This is a genomic window from Fructobacillus evanidus (assembly GCF_963580165.1).
In the GTDB taxonomy this organism is placed as follows: Bacteria; Bacillota; Bacilli; order Lactobacillales; family Lactobacillaceae; genus Fructobacillus; species Fructobacillus evanidus.
Window position 1 is genome coordinate 135,011 of the sequence record NZ_CAUZLM010000002.1, and the last position, 16,501, is coordinate 151,511.

The window sequence follows — 16,501 nt, forward strand, 5'->3', positions numbered from 1 at the left end:
TATTATAATTGAAAATATTAAAAGTTACAAACGAGACTTTTAAGGAGAAGAAAATGTCAGAATACAAAATTCAATTTACCGTCGACGGACAAAAAGTAGACGAAACAGCCATCCGAGAAATGGAACTTAGCCGCTACCACCATGTTTTTGATGAATTTGTTGCTAAAAATATTCCAATTACGCTTGATCAACAAGTAATCCCAGCCGACCAATTAAAAACTTTGCCATTGAGTTCCGCTAAGAAAGCACTTGCTCAAACAAAGGAAGCCATCGGCAAAGAAGGAATGCTGAAATACTACCATGATGAGATTCATGAATCAGATGAAATGTGGAAAGAAATCGCTGAAAATGCATCACCCAAGATGCAACAAGCAATTGTCGAGGTTGAAACTGAAAATATTTCCTTGATTCAATTTATGCTTTTCAACCAATCGCTTGCCAAGGAAAATAACCTTTACCTTCCTTCAAAAATTCATCCAGAGCACTATTATTTCGATGCTGGCAAAGGTGGGACACAAACAATCGTTGAGACTTTTGGGATGTATCGGAAGCCATCATACTTGCACCTCGTTCCTGGTGACCACATTCAAAAACCCATCCCAACCGACAGTGACACTACCATGGTCATGCTTGGCCAAACCCTGTTAGCAGACACTATGGCAGATACTAAGATAATTGGGATGCACCAGTTGAAAAATAAGCCCAACGGTATGAAAGTGAAACTTGGTGTCTTTCTGCCTGAAAATGCACCAAAAGAAATCATCGAAGGTCATAAGTGGCATCTAATGGTTGAATTCAATAACGGTCTGCACATTGCGGCTGATAAGAAGGCAAATTTCCTTCAAAAAATCATTTTGGGACAAGCCATCAAGCAGATGGCTAAAAAGAATCAAAAATAAATGAAAAAAACCAGCTTCTCAAATGATGAGAAGCTGGTTTTTTACTAATTAAATTACTTTCGCTGATCAAGAGCAACCCATAATCATTTGTAGCTACAAAAGCGGACCAACTATATCGAGGAGCCAAACCGCTCAATCACGAGCCCAAATGATTCTTGAGTAGCAACCAACCATTAACAGCTTACTTCTGTGCCAACAAAGCCAAGGCACGGTCAACGTCAGCTGTTTGGTCAGTAATCGTCTTCATCCGGTTTTCAATCACCGCTTGGTCAATCACGATTTCGCGGGCCAAACCTGGTTGGTCCAACTTAGGCGTGAAGAAGGCCTTGAATTCAGCCAAGTTTTCCGCCGTCTTAAAGATCCGTGAGATCACCGTCACGTAAGATGAGAAGGACATGTCACCACCAAGGCGGTCTTCCAACCATTCCCAGTTATTCTTTACCCAGTCCCAGGCCAAAGGCTGACCCTTGTCGTTGCCCAAAACGCCTTGGAACCAACCACGGAGGTCTTGTGGCTTAATCACGTCGGCATTCTGGTAGTTAGCAACCAGCGTCTCCAACTGATTTTCATCCTGGCTCGTTACCAAAGCGGCTTCCAAATCAGACTTCAAAGCAGCCTCTGCCGTCTTTTGATAATCCGTCAAGAATTGGTTGAACTTTTCTTGCGTGTTGAAGTTTTGAATTTCGTTCTTCAAGACAACTGCGCGGCCATTGGCTGGCAACTTCGTCACATCCCCACCAGCCTGTTCAAAGACTTCATGGTCATGGGCAACCAAGTCAGCATTCTTGGCAAAGAGGGCTGCTGACAGCACTTCAGCACGCACCATTTCATCGTCAACACTTTCGCCGTCGCGCTTGTCAAAGCCAAGGCGGGCTAACTGTTGCTTTGAAAGGTCACCAACAAAGGTCTTCAAGTTCTTTTCCAAAGCAGATCCATCTGTTGCAAAGGCCTTGACTTGGCCAATGACTTGATAAATCAGTGATTGAACCAATTCAGACGTTGAGTCCGCCAACTTTGGCAAGACCCAAAGCAAATCAGCAAAGGATCCTTGACCAGCTTGGGCCAACAACAAGTTATTTTGCAAGAATTGGGCTTGTGAAATGGCGTTTGCCTTTTCCAAGTTGGCCACTTGTTCGGCCAAAAGTGTGTCATCGTATTGCACGATATAGTGGCCGGTATTGCCAACATTCAAGGTAAAGGCGCCATTGCTTTCACGCTTCAATGTTTCGTAGTCACCCAAGTCCATGCTTTCAGTCGTCAATAAATCAGGAGCTGAGGCAGCAGAAGCGGCCAACGGCACTTGCCAAATGCGGCTGTCGGCATTTGGCACAGCTGATTTGTCACCACCAATTGAGAATGGCTTTTGGCTAACCTTGACGCGACCATCTTCCACCTTGACGGACACAACTGGGTAACCCGGTTGTTCCAACCAAGAATGCATGATTTCGCCAATGTTCTTGCCAGAAGCTTCACCCAGGGCAGCCCAAAGGTCATCCCCGGTCGCATTGCTGTACTTCTTCTTGGCAAAGTATGCCTTCAAACCATTACGCAAGGCATCATCACCAATCAAGGCACGCACCATGACCAATAAGTGACCACCCTTGGCATAGACAATGGCAGGATCAAAGAGCGCATCAATTTCTTCTGGGTGCTTAACTTCGACGTGAACGGGTTGAACGCCCAAGATGGCATCACGCTGCAAGGCCTTTTGAACTTCGACGGCGTTGAAGGATTCCCAGATATGCCAATCGGGTTCCAAGAAGTCCGTTGCCACGTATTCCATCATGTTGGCAAAGGACTCGTTCAACCACAACTCATCCCACCACTTCATGGTGACCAAGTCACCGAACCATTGGTGAGCCAATTCATGGGCGACGATAGTGGCCACGTATTGCTTCGTTGCCGTTGAAGAGTTCTTTGGATCAACAAGCAAGCAAGCTTCACGGTAAGTCACAACGCCCCAGTTTTCCATGGCGCCGGCTGAAAAATCAGGCAAAGCAACTTGCCAAGAATGTGGCAATGGATAAGGTGTTTGGTAAAAGTCTTCGAAGAATTCAATTGACCGCTTTGCGATATCAAGTGAGAAGTCCAAGTTATCGGCAGGGTGTGCCTTCGTGGCAAACACTCCGATTTCAACCCCAGAGTTCGTCTTGGTCTTCTTGCTCTGCAAGTCACCCAAGGCAAAGCCTAAGAGGTAAGTGGACATCTTGACCGTCTTGTCAAAGTAATGCACACCCTCTTCGACCTTTTGCTCTGGCATGTTTGAAATAACTGATTCCTCTGGCTTTTCATCAAACTTAATGGCCAAAGAGAACGTTGCCTTTGCTTCTGGTTCGTCAATGCTTGGGAAGGCCTGACGGGCAAAGTAAGTTTCAAATTGTGTTGAAACCAATTGCTTGGCCTGACCATCGACGTTGTAATAAGATGGGTAAATCCCATTCATATTGTCCGTTAATGGTGCGTGGTAGGTGACCTCAACTTCAATTTCACCGGCCTGATCGGCCTTAAAAGTCACTTGATCCTGGTCATTATCCATTGTAAAGTCGACCGCTTGGCCATTGACCTTCAATGTCTCCACCACTAAGTCGTGTTGGTGTAATGCTAAATCAGTCGTCGTGACGTGACCCGTAATCGTCGTTTTTCCAACAATCAACTTATTTTCGCGTGAGATATCCAAAAACAAATCGTAATGATCGGGTTGGAATGTTTCATAAAGACGTGGAATTGCAGCCATGAGGCACCTACCTTTTATTAAAAATTTATTAATATAGAATTAACAATAATGCTATTATAACTAAAAAATGAGATAAAAGATAGTAAGCGGATGTGAAAAGGCGAACGCTTGCCTCATAATCTGGAAAGCCCTATAATTATTAGGAAGAAGACCTTTTCATGGTCAATCCATTTATGAGAAAGAGAAATACATGTCGATTTTACTGATCATCGCCTTGCTCGTGGGGGCCGTTGTCGCGGCCAACATTGTTCAACCCTTTATCAAACGTGTTCCAGAAGCACTAATTTTAATGGCAATTGGTGCCCTCTTTTCCATCCTACCAATCTTTCACGGCTTTCAAATCAACTCCGAGTTCTTTTTATTCTTGATTATTGCCCCCATCATGTTTCAAGAGGGGCAAAGCCACCCCTACAATACCATTCGAAAACACGCCAAAACTATTATCCAACTATCAGTCGTTTTGGCGCTTTTTACAGTCGTTTTAGTCGCTTTAGTCAACGCTAACTTTCCCACTAAGTGGCCACTGGCGCTTACGATTGCCTTGGCTGCCATCGTGGTCCCAACAGATGCCGTGGCTGTTAAGTCGATGACCAATGGCTTAACGATGCCTAAAGGTTTAAATCAATCACTGGAACTAGAATCTCTCTTTAATGATGCGACCGGGATTGTTTTACTTGATTTAGCCCTATCATTTTTCGAAAAAGGTTCACTGTCGCCTATAAACGGAATTGGCTATTTCTTATTCGTAGCAATCGGTGGGCTTTTAGTCGGTGGGCTCCTTTCCCTCCTTGTTGTCGCTTTACGGATGTATTTAAACTTCCACGCAACCTCTGCTAAGGCAACGACCATCCCCTTAAACCTTTTAACCCCTTTGTGATTTACATTGTTGCCGAGCACCTTGGCACCTCTGGTATCTTGGCCGTGGTCGCAGCCGGCTTAGTCCATAACTGGGAGCATTCAAAACTGCAACTAATCGCCACCGAGAGCCAAATCGTGACCGTCACCATTTGGCAAACCACAACCACCGTTTTAAATGGGATTGTCTTTGTGATTTTAGGGCTGGCACTGCCGGCCATTTTCAAAACAATGACCCACTTTGGCTGGATTAGTTCCCTGATTTTAATCGCTTTAGCTGCTGCCATCTACCTGGCGATGTTCTTAGGCCGCTTTCTTTGGGTGACCTTCCAAAATGATCAAAACCTAACTGAATTTTTCGGTAAAAAACGTACAAAAAACCGTCGGATTCGAGCCCGTCTCTTCGGCCTTTCAGGCGTACATGGGGCCGTTACCCTGGCCTTGGCAATGTCATTGCCAGCCAAAGTTAACGGTCGACCCCTGCCCTTCTTAGATGAAATTCAAATTGTGGCCACCCTCGTCATCCTAATTTCTCTGGCAGTTGCCAGCGTAGCCCTGCCACTTTTGCTGCAAAAGGAAACGGCAGACTTTAGTCCAGAGGAACTCGACCAGGTACGCAAGCAAATGATTGACACCGCCATCATTGCCGTCGAACAATCATCAGCAAAGCACGCCGTCAAAAAAGCGCTCAGTCAAACCTTGCAAACCCAAAAGTTTACCAATGGTCGTCGGCTGGCCCAGGCTGATTTTACAAAGGACGTCTTACCATTAGTCAGTGAAGTCTTCGATGAATTGAATAACTACATGGACTCCGACCATATCCAACAGCATTTCGATGAAAACACGATTGCCATTTATTCTAAAATCATCCAGCGAGGCCTGATTAATCCAGCTACCAAACGCCACCCAGTGATGAACTTCATTCGCAAGATGCGTAGACTGCAAAGCGAGATTCGTTTCCATACCAAGACACGAACTTTTACTCGTAAGCAACGTGCCCGCTATCAGCAAGAATTCCTGAAAACGCACCCCGAACAGCAGCAAATTATCGCTAACTTCCGTGATAATCGTCACGCTGTTTGGGCCTTAAACGCTGATACCCAAAACTATGCTGACCAATTGCTTGCCCAACACCTTGCCAAACAGATGATTAGTGGTCAAGAGACTACCAATATCGACCAGGTCAGAACTCTTTTAGACCGTTTCTTTGATTTAGTTGCGCACGATTACCAGCACGTTGATGTGACGGTTCCGGCCGAAGCCTATATTCAGGCATTTGGCCATGAATACCGTTTTGTCACCACCGAATTAGAGAAAAAAGCGATTTCACCCGCTTTAGGTGACCAGCTCTACCATGAAATCAATCAAGCGCAGACCCTGCAGTTGATGGATCTAACCGCTACTCCCGACTAACTATTTCACATAAAAAAACAGGTACTTCGCTTTATAGCAAAGTACCTGTTTTTTCTTAATCTTCCAACAGCCTTAATTGACCCCTAGCGTAACTTTTCGTAAATTGGTAGTAGTGTCTTTAGCGCTTGGATTAACGTCTCTGTCAGCTTCTCCTGACCCATTAGTGGTGAATCAGCCGGTATCTTCAGGCCAACCAAAACTTCAGCGGCTTTAACCTTTTCATACCGATCGACTGCATTGGCATAACTGGCCAATTCCTGATTTTCATTCACCATGTGGTTTAATGATAGGCAGTACTCACTTGGTAACTGAGTCACTTGGTCAGCCGCAGCCCGTAGCTTTGGCATCATCTCTGTCAAGTCCTTTGGCTTCATATTTTCCTCAACGGCCAAGTACAAATACAGGTTATCCGCCCACAAGCCCAACTCGAAATGAGGCATCATCTTATAACCCCGCTTATTGGGGGCAAAGGCTACCCAGGTGTTATCCGGGGCGTTGGTTTTGCGCATCTTATGCTTGGCAACGTGTGCATACCAGTCTTGCCCATCCTCTTTTAAAATCGGTAATGCCAAATCAGCGAAGGCCTCAAACTTGGGATCAATAATTGAGCGAATTTTATCCATCCGTCCAGCCAAAGTTAAATCATCAAAAACGAGAAAATCCTGTTGATTAAACATTTTCTTCCTCCTTCTCCTTGTCATCCTTGCTAAAAAATGGGAATTCCGTTAACCACGTCATCAAAACAAAGCCCACAACCAAAATCGTTGCCAAAAGGTCCAACCAGATTAAAAAGACGGCAATTGAAGCCAAGGACTGGTAAACACCAGACCGATGGAACTGGACATTAGCGAACCAAACAAACACTCGGTTTAAAAGCATCAATAATGATAGGTCAATCAAAGTCCCCACTATTGCTGCTAAAAAGGATGGCCGAGCAGCCTTCACCGGTAGTCTGTAATTCACCCAAATTAAAAATATCCACAAGCCAATAATGACCAGCCAGCGCGTTGGTGAAGCAATCACAATTCCGGTCCAGTGGTTAATCAGCAGCGTCATAACATTACCAATCAAGATGATAGCGGCAACGCTGACCAACATCACTAACAACCATAAAAAGGCCCATAGCCTTGACAGAATCGGCAAACCGACCTCTTCCTTGTCGGCAATTTTATTAAAGGTACTACGCAAAACAGCCAAAACTTGCGATAATGTCCAAACAATAAAAATCAGTGAAAAGGAAAGATAAGATTTCGTATTCGTATGGGCAACCGAATTGACAATTGGTGTTAAGAAATTGGCGATTGAGGATGGCAACATCTGCGCCAAAACCAGCACAACGTGTTCGGTTTTTAAATTCAATGCCGCAATCGTCAACACAAACATAATCAGCAGTGGAATCAATGTTAACACTACGTAGTAGGCAAAGGTTGGCCCAACTAGCGTTAACTGCGCACGAGCAAAATAAGTCACCAGGGCATCGACTCGGAAACGACGGTCTAGGTAGGCCCAGATTTTTTTTAAACGTTTTTTCATAAATCCTATTATGCCATAATTACAAGCAAAAAGACCTCACAGTTTGAGGTCTTTTTAAGTTAAAAAGCGCAATTTTTAAAAATTAAACAGATGGGATTTGACCCAAGGCGGTCTGAGCCGCCAAATTCAAAACAGACCATTGCCGGTCATAACCAGGTTGGAAGAAGAAGTCGGCTTCGGCCAAATCTTCCAAGGTCATCTTACCCTTAATTGCCAAGGCAATCGTGTTGGCATGAGCAGTAACATCAGCCTTTGACAAGACCTGGCCACCCAAAATTGCATGTGTCTTGGGGTTGAAAATTAACTTCACACTAATTTCTGGGTTGCCTTCCTTGACGAATTCAGGCCGGATGGTCGCTTCATACAATGAGGAAGCAATTTCTAAGTTCATCTTGGCGGCGTTGTTGGCGTTCACACCAGTTGTTGCCAAGTTATAGTCGAAGACTGGCAAAGCAGATGAACCATTGACACCAGCAAATGAACGCGCCGGCTTGTCCATCGTCATCGTTTCAATCACATAGCGTGCTTCACGACGAGCAGTTGAGGCCAAAGCAATGGGTGCTGGTTGACCAGCTGGCGCAAAGAGTGGCAAGATGGCATCACCAATGGCATAGACATCCTTAGCAGAAGTCCGCAAGTATGGGTCTGTCTTAATCCAACCGCGTTGGTCCAAGTCAACCGTTCCCTGCAAGTACTTCGTGTTTGGCTTAACACCAGCCGCAACAATGGCCAAATCAGCGTCAAACACTTGGCCAGCATCGTCCTTGACCTTTGCCAAAGTTCCATCGCCTTCAAAGGCAGCAACCGTATGACCGAGGTGTAAGTTCACTCCGTTCTTTTCCAATTCAACTCGAACCTTTTCAGCCAATTCAGCGTCAAGGTAGTTTCCCAATGGGCGGTCAATCAAGTCAATAACCGTGACCTTCTTGCCAGCCTTGGCAAAAACTTCAGCGGCTTCAATCCCGATGTAGCCAGTACCAACGACGACAACGGAAGAAACGGCATCGTCATGCAACTTATCATAAATCTTGGTTGCCCAATCACGACCGCGCATCAGATAAATGTTATCCAAATCAGCACCGGGAACTGGAATTGTCGCTGGCGTAACACCAGAAGACAAAATCAACTTATCGTATGAATCTTCCAAAACTTCACCGGTCGCCCAGTTCTTAACAGTCACCTTCTTGGCGTCCGTATCAATTCCGGTCACTTCATGTTGCGTCAAAACTTTGCCACCAAACTTTTCTAAGTCAGCTGGCTTAAAATTACGAACATCGTCGCGGTCCGTAACCTTATCTTCCAAGAATAATTCCATACCACAAGACATAAAGGACACAAAGTTGCCTGCTTCATAAACAGTCACTTGCGCATCTGGGCAACGAGTTAAAGCTTCATGAGCGGCTTCGTGACCACCATGAGAGGCACCAACAACAACAACTTTCATTTTCATCCTCCGTTAAAATAACTTCGATTTGCAATAACGAAACTTCACCTACATTATAAATTTTTTTCAGCATTAAGCCAAGGCTTTTTTAAAAAAATTCAGTTAGACCACTTTTATCCTGATTTGTCTTAAAACAGCTTACCAATACTAAAATGAATTGCAATCGTTAAGAGCCCAATCCAAATATTTCTAATCACTGCTCGCTTCACCATTCCCTTCGACAACCAAGCCGAAATCAGCCCCGTCAAAGAAACTGCGACAACCGTGGCCAAAATAGCCGCAATATATTGGTACTTCATTGGTGATAACAGCAGCGCTAACAGTGGTAAAGCCCCACCAAGCGCCGCCGAAAACGTTGAGGCAAAAGAAGCCTCAACTGGTGAAACATAATGACCAAGGGTCATATCATATTTGACGGACAAAATTGTTTCCAATGGTTTCTGCGTTAATAATTCGACCGCGATGGCCTTGGCCGTTTCGGCGGTCACACCTCGGTCTTCATAATAAGCTTGGACCGTTGCAATCTGTTCATCAAAGTTTTCCTTTAATGCTTCGCGTTCTCGGCCAACAGCCACCCGTTCACTATCTGATTGTGAAGAAACAGCCGCAAATTCCCCCGACCCCATCGATAAGGCACAGGCCAATAGATCTGATAGCGCCGCAATGACAATCACAAGCCGATTCGTTGTCGCTGCTGCAACTGAGAAAACGACCCCAACAACAGTTAGAATACCGTCGTTTGAACCCAAGATTCCTGCTCGAATCGCATTCAACCGTTCTTCCATTGTTTGACCGCTCTTTTTTTCCTCACGGCGGTCATTCACCATACTTAAAACATTTTTCATCTTTTTTCTCCCCCATTAGCGAAAGAGTGAGCCAATTGCCAGCGTCACAGCCATCGTTAAAATGCCGGATACAAGGTTTCGTAAGGCACCTCGAATGCGGTTAGCACCATTAATCACGGCTGCTAAATAACCCGTGATTAACAATGCCACTAAGACTGCTAAAAAGGTTGCTGCAATTCGCCACTCTGGTTTTGCTAAGCCCATCAACGTCATTGGAAAGGCTGCTCCGGTTGGGAAGGCGAAAAAAGAGACGATAGCGGCACCACCAGCAGAAACCTTGGAGTTTAGCGAAAAACCAAACCGTTCACGTACCAATGTTTCTAAAGGATCCTTTGCCATCATTTCTTTTGTCGCCTGCAAAGCCATTTCAGCTGAAATGCCATCAGCTTGATACTTGTCTTTGACAAAATTAAATTCTTTGTTGTAATCTTGGTCTAACACCTTCGATTCTTCTTTACGAGCGCGGTCCTGAGCATCTCTCGATGATTCAACCGAGACATACTCACCCATGGCCATCGAGACCATGCCAGCCAGGGTTCCTGCAAAGCCTGACAGCATCACTGCCGTCAGGCTTTGGCCCGCACCGGCCACTCCAATAATGATACCGGCAACCGACAGAATCCCATCGTTGCCTCCCATAACGCCCGCACGAACCAAATTGTTTTGGGCCATTAATGACTTCTTTTTCATTCTCAATAATCCTCCTTAATTAAGAATGGTTCTAATATAGTTTATCAGCTTCCTTTACGTTTGTCAAGCAATTATGTAGTTCTGATAACTATCTTTTCTAAGTCATTAATGACTTTTTTATTCTTATTTAATTATTTAGTTAAGAATAATCCCAGTGTAAAGCCATAACTTCTAAAATATTTGTCAAGAAGTCTTTGAATTGTTCTAATCACATGTTATAATCGTAATGTATTCGATACATTAGGAGGGGAAAATATGCTTGATCAGCTGAAATCCGTTTTACAGGAACACAAACTTAAGGCAACTAATCAACGGTTGACCTTGCTAGAGTACATGATGAGTCATGACACCCACCCTACGGCGGAAATGATTCATAATGACTTGCCAGATATTTCTTTAGCAACCGTCTACAATACTTTGGAAAAATTTGTTAATGCTAAATTAGTCGTCGTGATTGAGGGAATCTCAGACGGTAAGCGTCACTACGATGCTGCCTCTCATCCCCACTATCATGTCATTAATACGCAGACCAACGAGATTATCGATGCAGCCAACTTTGACCCTGCGCCCCTGATCAAGGCTGCCGAGGCTGCAACCGGTCTACAAATTACAGAGTATCGAATTGATTTGTACGGCATCAAACCAAATGCGAACGACTAATTAATCATTGCAACATAAAAAACCAGTACTGAAAATTTCAGTACTGGTTTTTTTGACGTTTATCGTTTTTTAACTGATTTTAACTTGGCTTATTCATAACGGTATCCCAGAAGGCATTAATGATTTCCTTTGAGATCCGACCATTGGTTCCATCCAAGTAGGAATTCAACCCTGGAATAGCCAAGGACATGGCAAATGGTTGTCCAGGAACATAGGCCACCATCGACTCAGTATAAGTCGAATGACCATTCGTTGTTGTTTCGGCAGTACCCGTCTTAGCGTAGACCTCGGGTGACAGACCGTGCAAACTAGATCCCGTGTTATGTGGATCCGAACCATTGGCAACTCGGTACATTCCATTCTTAATGACGTTCCACTGGTCAGTCGTCAAAGAAACTTGGCCTTGGAGTTCTGGTTGTGCCGTCCAAACGGTCTTTTGGTTTTTACCAGAAACATCACTTTGCAAGACCGAGCCAACCAAGTGTGGCTGGACTAAGTAACCACCGTTGGCAATCACTGAAACATAGCGAGCTAGCTGCATCGTTGTGTAGGAATCATACTGTCCGAAGGACTCGTACAAATATTTTCCAATATTGGCACCGGTTGTTGGACCACGATAGCCGGCCGTTTCACCGTCGATATCGATTCCTGTCTTCGTTCCCAATCCAAACTGAGCCAAACCATTGCGCAACGTTTGGAAAGCATCGGAACGAAGCTTCAACTGTTCACCTGGATAATAAGTCTGACCACCAATTTTCATTCCCAATTGAACAAAGTAAGTGTTCGAAGACCGCTCCAAGGCAGTTGGCGCATCAACGGCAACCGGACTTCCACCCTGGTTCCAGTATGAAGTAATATTTGGCGTTCCTTGAATTTTAATCGCCTGATCATACATCGTATTGTTCGTTGGTGTGACCACACCCTTTTGGAAACCAGTAGCCAAAATAGCTGGCTTAACAACTGACCCCATGACGATAGCAGCATTAATGTTTCCTAATGGATTAGCCGTCTTTGTCCCGGTCTTACTATCACGACTAACCCCGCCCATGGCATAAATTGCACCGGTGTAAGGATTAATAACAGTTGCATAAGCCCCCTGTACATCACCACTAGGTAAATTATCTTCCAAAATCTGTTGCACTTTCTTTTGGAAAGCGGAATTAATCGTCAGCTTCAATGAGTCACCGGCCTGACCCTCATACTTAATGTCAGAACTTTTGACACCATTCATTGTTGAAATCACTGTTTGCGATGGTGACCCCTTCAATAGCGATTCATATTGCTTTTCAAGGGCAAAGCTACCGACGGGTTCATTCTGTGAGTAACCCTGGGCCAAAAGTGTATGCAATCGGTCTTCAGGCAAACCAGTTGACTCATTAGTAACCGTCCCAACCATTGGTTCGAAATCATTTCCTTCAGGATAGTCACGAGAGAAAGATTCACCAATCTTGATTCCTGGCATATCAGACAACCGTTCACCAATCTCGGCTTGCGCCTTGTCGGAAACACCTGACTCTTGAATATAGGTTGTCGATAGTGCGTAGGCTCCGGACATCTTTTGGAAAATCATCGCCTGATTGGCATCGATATCCTTATCCAGATTATGATTCATCACGTACTGCGCTTGATAAGTACTCAATTGAGTAGTCGACCAACTATCAGCGGTCTTCCCATATTGCTTTTGCAACTTCGTTTGAATTTTTGTTGCTTCCGTTGAATTTGTTACGAGATAGTAGTCAGCCTTCGCCCGATCACTTAAACGACTAGTATCGATTGAAATGTACTTTGACAAAATCTTAGCCGTTTTAGCGATTTCAGACGAGGTTGTTGTCTTCCCTCTAGTATAGGTAACGGCCGCTTCGGGCTTATTACCGGTAATAACTTTCCCGGTACTGTCATAAATCAGGCCACGCTGCGCGCTGCCTAATTCAACGGTTTCATCGGACTTGCTAACCTCAGTTTCAAAGGCTGGTCCCTGTTTGATTGTCAGAAAGGCCAATTGAATAATCAATGCCATTGTTAAAGCAATGACAACACCTAAGAGTAACTTTAGCCGGGCCGGCAAGTTTGCTCTGGCGTCATTTTTATCACGGTCTTCAAGGTAAGGATTGCGCTTCATTAGAATTCTTTCCATCTATGTTCATTATGATTCTCTCTACTTTACCATAAAAAGCGAATTTATCGCTAAATTTCAATCGAATTTTGTTATTCTAGAGGCATGAATAATTACAGACAAATCGCTCAAAAATACCTTTTTTCACCGGTCACACTTTCCTTCCTTCTCCCAGTCATTTTAATGACTGCTTATTTTGCTGGTCGCGGGATGACCCCCTTTGGTTCTTCGACGATTTTAACGGTCGATTTAGGTCAACAATATCTGGATTACTTTGTCCAATTTAAACATACGCTCCTATCCGACCCCTCTGCCTTTTTTTATTCTTTTTCATCTGGAATTGGCGGCGATATGGTTGGTGAATGGTCTTATTATTTAATGTCACCATTTAACCTGCTCTTTTTATTGGCCTCAACCAAAACCATGCCCGTTTGGATTTTAGTCGTGACCGTATTAAAAATTGGTTTAGCCGGCTTCTCGATGGCTCTTTTAATTAAAAAGATGAATTGGCTGTCCGGTTATTGGATTCTGATTTTCGCCATTAATTACCCGCTCTCGGCCTGGTTTATTGCTAACGACTTAAACCTACTATGGTTAGACACTGCCGCCATCCTCCCCCTCCTCATCCTTTCATTAGAACGCCTCCTGGCCCACAAGGGCTCTGGTGCGTTTTTAGCGATGTTGGTGGCAACAATTATCACCAATTATTACATTGCCTGGATGGTGGGACTCTTCTTATTTCTTTATGTCCCCTTTCGCCTGCTTGATGGTCAAATCAAAGACCGACTAAAAATCATTTTTACATTGGTGAAATCAGGAATCTTAAGTATCTTTTTAACTGCATGGCTCTGGCTACCAACCTACGCTCAGCTGAAAATGGGGAAGACAACCCATAATTCGACCTGGTTATTCAAATTTGATAATAACCCGCTGTTATTATTCTTCAAATTAATGCCCGGTTCCTTTGATTTTGATCAAATGCAAACCGGCCAGGCTAATTTTTTAGTGGCGCCATTAATTTTAATTGCCCTCTGGGCCTTTTTTGCTAGCAAGAAGTTTTTACTTCGTGAAAAACTGATGGCTGCCCTGATTTTAATTGTCCTAATTTTAGCAACAACCTTTGCACCACTCATTTTACTTTTCCATGGTGGGCAATACCCCGTTTGGTACCCTGCCCGCTTCTCCTTTTTAATTTCCTTCTTTTTAATTGTTCTCGCTGCCAAAGGTTTTGAACCAGATTGGCAACCCAGCCTATTTGCCCGTGCTTTTTACCTAATAGCTGTTTTAGCGTTGACCATCTGGGGGGCTGACCAACTACTGAAGGTGACTTACCTGGACAAGAACGCCCTCCTCGGCTTTCTCTTTGGCTATCTGTTAACCATCCTGATTTTAATTGTGATGGATGGCAGTCAAGTGAAGATGTTGCTTCTATTAATTGTGACCACCGGCTATCTGATTTTCAATGCCGGCAAGACGTTAAACCACCTTTCCTACCTAACAAAGGCCACCTATGAGGCTGGCGTCACGCGACTGACAGCAGTCTCCAAGGCAGCCACTCAGCACGATGACTCTTGGTATCGCATCAGCCAAGGCCTCAGTCGGACCTATAACGATGGCTTTTCGGCCAACTTTAGGGCTGGTAGCCACTTTTCATCACTGCTTCCCGCCACTACTGCTTTGTTTTACCAAAATATTGGCCAAATCGAAGGCGATTCAAAAATTGCTTACGACAATGGGACAACCATTACAGATTCACTGCTGGCCTTTAAATACTTTATCCAAACAACTGGTCATTTAAGCACCAGTTCCGCCTATTTAAAGCAGAGTAACCGTCCCGACTACGATCGACAAAAGACTGTCGCTAGTGGCAAGAACTGGGCTCTCAAGAAAAATCCAACGGCACTTAGCCTTGCTTACGCCGCTTCAAATCAGGCATTGACCACTCCGCTATCCGTTCGTTACCCATTGGTCAACCAGGCGAACCTGCTCACCTACCTCGCAGGACAGCCAAACCAACAATTACTTTACAGAGAACCTTTCCAGGTTCTTAACACCGAAAATCTGACAACGACGGCTGATTTAACGGGGGGAACAATTCAAAAAATCAATAAACATAAGAAGGCCGTTTTGACCCTGGCCTACACGCCAACAACTAATGATTCTTACTACCTTAATATTGGTGGCGCAATCAACCTTGATTCAGTCGATCTTCGACTAAATGGTAAACTCTTGACCCAGTCAAGCTCGTACGACCATACCGTGGCCCTCAATCTTAATACCAACAAGAAGGACCAGCCTCAAATCTTAACAATTACCTTAAATGACGGGGCTAATTCACGTTACCTCGACGACTTCGCCATCTACTACTTCGATCAGCAAGCCGTTAACCAAGACCTAGCCAAACTAAAACAACATCCGCTTACCATTAAAAAGGCCAATTCGCGCAAAATTAGTGGTACGATTGTCACAACAGCCGACCAGCCCTTAATTATGACTAGTATTCCGGCTGCATCAGGTTGGCAGGCCAAGGTTGACGGCAAGGTGGTGAAAACAAAGACGGTGCTCCAAGGACTGATTGCCATTCCGACAACCCCTGGTAAACATCGCTTAACCTTAACTTATACACCACCACTGCTCGTGCCCGGTCTCTTTTTATCAATGCTAACAGTACTTCTAATCGCTGCCTATGCATCCTTTAAAAAGAATCGACGACAAGCCTTGCGCCGAGGCTAGGACCGTGATATATTCAACGTGCTGTATTTTTTGTGCTACATGGCACTGAAAGGAAGAGAACCATGGCGGAAGAAAAGAAATTCCCAATGACGGCTGCAGGCCGTGACAAATTGCAAGCGGAGCTTGATGACTTAATTACCAAGCAACGTCCAGAGATTACTAACCGCATTCAAATCGCACGTTCATACGGGGATTTGTCTGAAAACTCTGAATACCAATCAGCAAAGGACGAGCAGGCCTTTGTTGAAGGACGGATTGTTACCGTTCGCAAGATGATTGAAAACGCTGAAATTATTTCAGCTGACAACTCTGACAGCGACGAAGTGACATTGGGTAAGGAAGTAACCTTTAAGGAACTTCCCGATGAAGATCCCGAAACCTATACCATCGTTGGTTCCGTTGAAGCGGACCCAATGGCGGGTAAGATTTCAAACGAATCACCTATGGCTGCTGCCTTGCTTGGCAAGCATAAGGGTGACACTGTTAAAGTGCCATTGCCTAACAATGTTGAAATTCAGGTTGAAATTTTGTCTGTTAAGGCAAAGCAAGACTAAGCAAGAAAACCACTCAATTCAGTTTGAG

General features: G+C 44.5%; 13 protein-coding genes. 6 read left to right on the forward strand and 7 right to left on the reverse strand.

Annotation, left to right across the window (positions count from 1 at the left end):
* Positions 1-53: 53 nt before the first annotated feature.
* Positions 54-899, forward strand: a complete 846-nt coding sequence (locus AABI08_RS02050; protein ID WP_338343429.1) for a hypothetical protein — start codon at positions 54-56, stop codon at positions 897-899.
* Positions 900-1,080: 181 nt separating this feature from the next.
* Here AABI08_RS02050 and AABI08_RS02055 read toward each other — a convergent pair whose 3' ends face one another.
* Positions 1,081-3,633 carry a M1 family metallopeptidase gene (locus tag AABI08_RS02055; RefSeq protein ID WP_338343430.1) on the reverse strand — a complete coding sequence of 851 codons (2,553 nt, stop codon included), beginning with the start codon at positions 3,631-3,633 and terminating at the stop codon, positions 1,081-1,083.
* A gap of 190 nt (positions 3,634-3,823) precedes the next feature.
* Between AABI08_RS02055 and AABI08_RS02060 the strand changes: the two genes are divergently transcribed.
* Both AABI08_RS02060 and AABI08_RS02065 read left to right on the forward strand, forming a co-directional pair.
* Positions 3,824-4,510, forward strand: a complete 687-nt coding sequence (locus AABI08_RS02060; RefSeq protein ID WP_338344147.1) for a cation:proton antiporter domain-containing protein — start codon at positions 3,824-3,826, stop codon at positions 4,508-4,510.
* A complete protein-coding gene (locus AABI08_RS02065; protein ID WP_338344150.1) occupies positions 4,507-5,901 on the forward strand; it encodes a cation:proton antiporter domain-containing protein in 1,395 nt (464 codons plus the stop codon). Before AABI08_RS02060 ends, AABI08_RS02065 begins: the two co-directional genes overlap by 4 nt.
* 83 nt (positions 5,902-5,984) lie before the next feature.
* On the opposite strand, the gene AABI08_RS02070 is transcribed toward AABI08_RS02065, so the two are convergent.
* From AABI08_RS02070 to AABI08_RS02090, 5 genes are all read right to left on the reverse strand, one after another.
* Positions 5,985-6,578, reverse strand: coding sequence for a DUF1054 family protein (locus tag AABI08_RS02070; RefSeq protein ID WP_338343432.1), 594 nt, complete (start codon positions 6,576-6,578; stop codon positions 5,985-5,987).
* Positions 6,571-7,434, reverse strand: a complete 864-nt coding sequence (locus tag AABI08_RS02075) for a YihY/virulence factor BrkB family protein (RefSeq protein ID WP_338343433.1) — start codon at positions 7,432-7,434, stop codon at positions 6,571-6,573. Before AABI08_RS02075 ends, AABI08_RS02070 begins: the two co-directional genes overlap by 8 nt.
* An 82-nt stretch (positions 7,435-7,516) precedes the next feature.
* Positions 7,517-8,884, reverse strand: coding sequence for an FAD-dependent oxidoreductase (locus AABI08_RS02080; protein ID WP_338343434.1), 1,368 nt, complete (start codon positions 8,882-8,884; stop codon positions 7,517-7,519).
* Positions 8,885-9,006: 122 nt separating this feature from the next.
* Complete coding sequence (locus AABI08_RS02085) at positions 9,007-9,723, reverse strand: VIT1/CCC1 transporter family protein (RefSeq protein ID WP_338343435.1); 717 nt, start codon at positions 9,721-9,723, stop codon at positions 9,007-9,009.
* A 15-nt stretch (positions 9,724-9,738) separates the two neighbouring features.
* Positions 9,739-10,413 (reverse strand): VIT1/CCC1 transporter family protein, encoded by a 675-nt coding sequence (locus AABI08_RS02090; protein WP_338343436.1) that lies wholly within the window; start codon positions 10,411-10,413, stop codon positions 9,739-9,741.
* Between the two features lie 255 nt (positions 10,414-10,668).
* Here AABI08_RS02090 and AABI08_RS02095 point away from each other — a divergent pair, with 255 nt between their 5' ends.
* Positions 10,669-11,073, forward strand: a complete 405-nt coding sequence (locus tag AABI08_RS02095; RefSeq protein WP_338343437.1) for a Fur family transcriptional regulator — start codon at positions 10,669-10,671, stop codon at positions 11,071-11,073.
* Between the two features lie 79 nt (positions 11,074-11,152).
* Here AABI08_RS02095 and AABI08_RS02100 read toward each other — a convergent pair whose 3' ends face one another.
* Entirely contained in the window at positions 11,153-13,192 is a 2,040-nt protein-coding gene (locus AABI08_RS02100; RefSeq protein WP_338343517.1) for a peptidoglycan D,D-transpeptidase FtsI family protein, read from the reverse strand.
* Between the two features lie 99 nt (positions 13,193-13,291).
* Here AABI08_RS02100 and AABI08_RS02105 point away from each other — a divergent pair, with 99 nt between their 5' ends.
* Together AABI08_RS02105 and greA are read left to right on the forward strand one after the other, a co-directional pair.
* The gene (locus AABI08_RS02105) at positions 13,292-15,919 is read left to right on the forward strand and encodes a YfhO family protein (RefSeq protein WP_338343438.1); all 2,628 of its coding nucleotides are present in this window, start codon (positions 13,292-13,294) and stop codon (positions 15,917-15,919) included.
* A gap of 62 nt (positions 15,920-15,981) precedes the next feature.
* Complete coding sequence (gene greA / locus AABI08_RS02110) at positions 15,982-16,473, forward strand: transcription elongation factor GreA (RefSeq protein WP_252773603.1); 492 nt, start codon at positions 15,982-15,984, stop codon at positions 16,471-16,473.
* Positions 16,474-16,501 lie beyond the last annotated feature (28 nt).

Excerpts from the sequence above, each read along its gene's own strand:
- AABI08_RS02075 (WP_338343433.1), bottom strand. The coding sequence starts at position 7,434 with ATGAAAAAACGTTTAAAAAAAATCTGGGCCTACCTAGACCGTCGTTTC.
- greA (WP_252773603.1), top strand. The coding sequence starts at position 15,982 with ATGGCGGAAGAAAAGAAATTCCCAATGACGGCTGCAGGCCGTGACAAA.
- AABI08_RS02055 (WP_338343430.1), bottom strand. The coding sequence starts at position 3,633 with ATGGCTGCAATTCCACGTCTTTATGAAACATTCCAACCCGATCATTAC.
- AABI08_RS02050 (WP_338343429.1), top strand. The coding sequence starts at position 54 with ATGTCAGAATACAAAATTCAATTTACCGTCGACGGACAAAAAGTAGAC.
- AABI08_RS02070 (WP_338343432.1), bottom strand. The coding sequence starts at position 6,578 with ATGTTTAATCAACAGGATTTTCTCGTTTTTGATGATTTAACTTTGGCT.
- AABI08_RS02090 (WP_338343436.1), bottom strand. The coding sequence starts at position 10,413 with ATGAAAAAGAAGTCATTAATGGCCCAAAACAATTTGGTTCGTGCGGGC.
- AABI08_RS02105 (WP_338343438.1), top strand. The coding sequence starts at position 13,292 with ATGAATAATTACAGACAAATCGCTCAAAAATACCTTTTTTCACCGGTC.
- AABI08_RS02085 (WP_338343435.1), bottom strand. The coding sequence starts at position 9,723 with ATGAAAAATGTTTTAAGTATGGTGAATGACCGCCGTGAGGAAAAAAAG.
- AABI08_RS02100 (WP_338343517.1), bottom strand. The coding sequence starts at position 13,192 with ATGAAGCGCAATCCTTACCTTGAAGACCGTGATAAAAATGACGCCAGA.
- AABI08_RS02095 (WP_338343437.1), top strand. The coding sequence starts at position 10,669 with ATGCTTGATCAGCTGAAATCCGTTTTACAGGAACACAAACTTAAGGCA.
- AABI08_RS02060 (WP_338344147.1), top strand. The coding sequence starts at position 3,824 with ATGTCGATTTTACTGATCATCGCCTTGCTCGTGGGGGCCGTTGTCGCG.
- AABI08_RS02080 (WP_338343434.1), bottom strand. The coding sequence starts at position 8,884 with ATGAAAATGAAAGTTGTTGTTGTTGGTGCCTCTCATGGTGGTCACGAA.